The organism is Microvirga sp. P4_G7, from assembly GCF_056401005.1.
In genome coordinates, this window is the sequence record NZ_JBFUKD010000561.1 from 1 (window position 1) to 2,477 (window position 2,477).

At 57.7% G+C, this 2,477-nt stretch carries 2 protein-coding genes and 1 pseudogene; 1 reads left to right on the top strand and 2 read right to left on the bottom strand.

The genetic code is table 11. The features are described 5' to 3' along the window. Both AC1DT3_RS17905 and AC1DT3_RS17910 read right to left on the bottom strand, forming a co-directional pair. Positions 1–377: pseudogene (locus AC1DT3_RS17905) on the bottom strand (hypothetical protein); the annotation flags it as partial. 226 nt (positions 378–603) lie between these two features. Then, the gene (locus AC1DT3_RS17910) at positions 604–1,272 is read right to left on the bottom strand and encodes a response regulator transcription factor (RefSeq protein WP_477466583.1); all 669 of its coding nucleotides are present in this window, start codon (positions 1,270–1,272) and stop codon (positions 604–606) included. Positions 1,273–1,751: 479 nt separating this feature from the next. On the opposite strand from AC1DT3_RS17910, the gene AC1DT3_RS17915 reads away from it, so the two are divergent. Next, a partial coding sequence (locus tag AC1DT3_RS17915) for an MCP four helix bundle domain-containing protein (protein ID WP_477466584.1) occupies positions 1,752–2,477 on the top strand: 726 nt, incomplete at its 3' end.

The following is a 2,477-nucleotide window of genomic DNA, read 5'->3' on the forward strand; positions in this document are numbered from 1 at the left end:
ACTCTGACCTGGACATTTCCAACCATATCGGCGTCGCGATCCTGATAGGCCGGACCAGGAATGAACGCGCAATGCGGATCGACTTGAGCGCGCACCAATCCGGGAACCGCGAGAAAATCGATCGGCGAACCGTCTTCGGTAAAGAACGACACTCCAATTGCGGCAAAGTCCTGGGTGAAGCGGGATTCCTCCTCGGCATGCCATGCCATTTGAAAGCTGAACTCGCACCATACATCTGGTGAGAGCTCATCGAAGTTCAACGTGACGCGCGACCACCGGTTCTTCGCCGAAATGACGTGCTGCCCCTCGCTCGATCCAGCCGCGGCGTCGCCAGCATGATGGATGGAGGACGGCACATTCTGTCGAACGCCTGGCATCAGGGCTTTGAACTCCGAGAACGTCGAGCTCCGGCACGAGGAGCCGTCTTTCGCCCGGCCTCGCTTCGGATGGRGATAACGAAAGCCGCAGGGCTGCCGTTTCCTTCAACCACCACATCCCCAGGCAAGCAATCGAAATTACCGTCGTTGGATCAGCTCGAAGGGCGAGGGGAGGACACGCTTGCCAGATCAGACCGCGAGTCACTCCTGCCCAGACTCTAACAACCTATCCGGCGTATGTGTASCCGATATAGCGTTTGGCTTCGATGGGATCATGGCCGAGTTTGCTGCGCAGCTTTTTGCGCAGCTTGCTGACGTGACCTTCGATGACGCTCTCTTCGACGTCGTTGGAATAGATGCCGTAGATGGCGTTGAAGATCTGGGTCTTGGTCATGCGCCGGCCGCGGTTGCGCACGAGATATTCGAGAATGTGCCGTTCCCGGCGCGGCAGGGTGAGACTGGCTCCGTCGATCTCGGGATCGCGTCCGTCGAAATAGACTTTGAGACGGTTGGTCGGCTCCTTGGCCTGGGTGACGTTCATGCGTCGCCAGATGGCTTCGGAGCGCGCCAGGATCTCGCGCACATGGACGGGCTTGCGCACGACGTCGTCGATGCTGGCGGACAGCAATTCGAGGGTCTGCTCGAGAGAGCGTGTCTCGCTCAAGGCGATGATGGGTGCGCGCGAATGGCGGCGGATGGTTTCGGCGCAAGGGATGCGTTCGGCGAACTCGCCGAGCAGGAACCCCTGGACGGCGTCGAGATCGGTGCTCGACGCGCTCAGCAGCCAATCTGGGAATTCTTCGGAGAAGACACCGAGCGAGGATACGCCYTCGCGATTGAAACTCGCAACATAACCGGCAGTCACGATCTGCCGTTCGTCAACGACGACATACATGGTTCAAGGCCCCCCAGCCTCCATAAACCGAACCGTCCAAAACGGGTGTGCGCACTCGCGTCGAGAAAGCAATTTCGTCGTCGATGAAATGCCGTTTCTCGATGCCGTTTTGCTCACGCGTGTCCGAATCAGAGAGTAAATACAATTTGTCGGTCAAGTGACCTTTGGTCAATGACAAACATAGGACTTAAGACTCTTGAAGCGTACTTCGTGGTCGGTGTTGCCGAGACGCAATAGGTGCCTGCGCGAGACAAGGCCGCTCCCCGCGGGAACATGCAATTTCTATGACGAAATCACTATATTCACACGCTCTGATTCAGCGGCTGGGTTCACGCCGTCTGGACGGCTCGAGGCACGCGAAGGGCGGGTTCACAAAATGACGATGTTTGTCTGTTATGTCAGACAAATTAACCGTTTATACAGATACATTCCGGTATCCCTTGATCACGAGCACCTTCTTTCCCGTGCGGAGACGACCGATGCGCCTGATCAACAACCTGCGGCTTGTGACCAAGCTCGCAATTCCTGTGACGATTTTCATCGCGATTACAATCGGCCTGGTCGCGTTGGCGATCACCAAGCTCGATGCCATGGCGCGAGACACCGAAGAGCTGGTCACCATCGACGCTGCGCGTTTGACCGCGGTCCGGTCCATCAACGCGGCGGTGAACGAGGCGACCATTCAAGAAAAGAACATGATCGTCGACAAGGACATCGAAGTCCGTAAGACCTATGCGAAGCGGTACGAGGAATACAAGCAGATCGTCATCAAGCAGCTCGACGATCTTATCGCATTGTCGACGACCCAGGCTCACCGCTCGGTGTACGAGGAAGTCAAAACAACCGTCATGTCCTATTTCGACCTCATGGACAAAAGCGTCGCCCACGGCATCAAGGGGTATGAAGACGACGCAGCGATGAGCATCTCCAACGGTCTGGGGCGTGAAGCACGCGTCAAGGTTCGCGATATGCTGGCCRATCGCGCCAAAGCCGCCGAGAAGGTTCTCGAGCGCTCCAAGGACGAAGCGGCGGAACTCGCGTCGCAGACGTCGCTTCAATTGATGGTGGCTGCGATCGTCGGTCTTGTGACGGCGGTGGGTCTGATCGGTGCGATCTCGATCTTCGGCATCACCCGCCCGCTCAGCCGCATGACCGACGCCATGTCGCGCCTGGCCAACGGCGATCTCAACGTCGATGTGGACGGC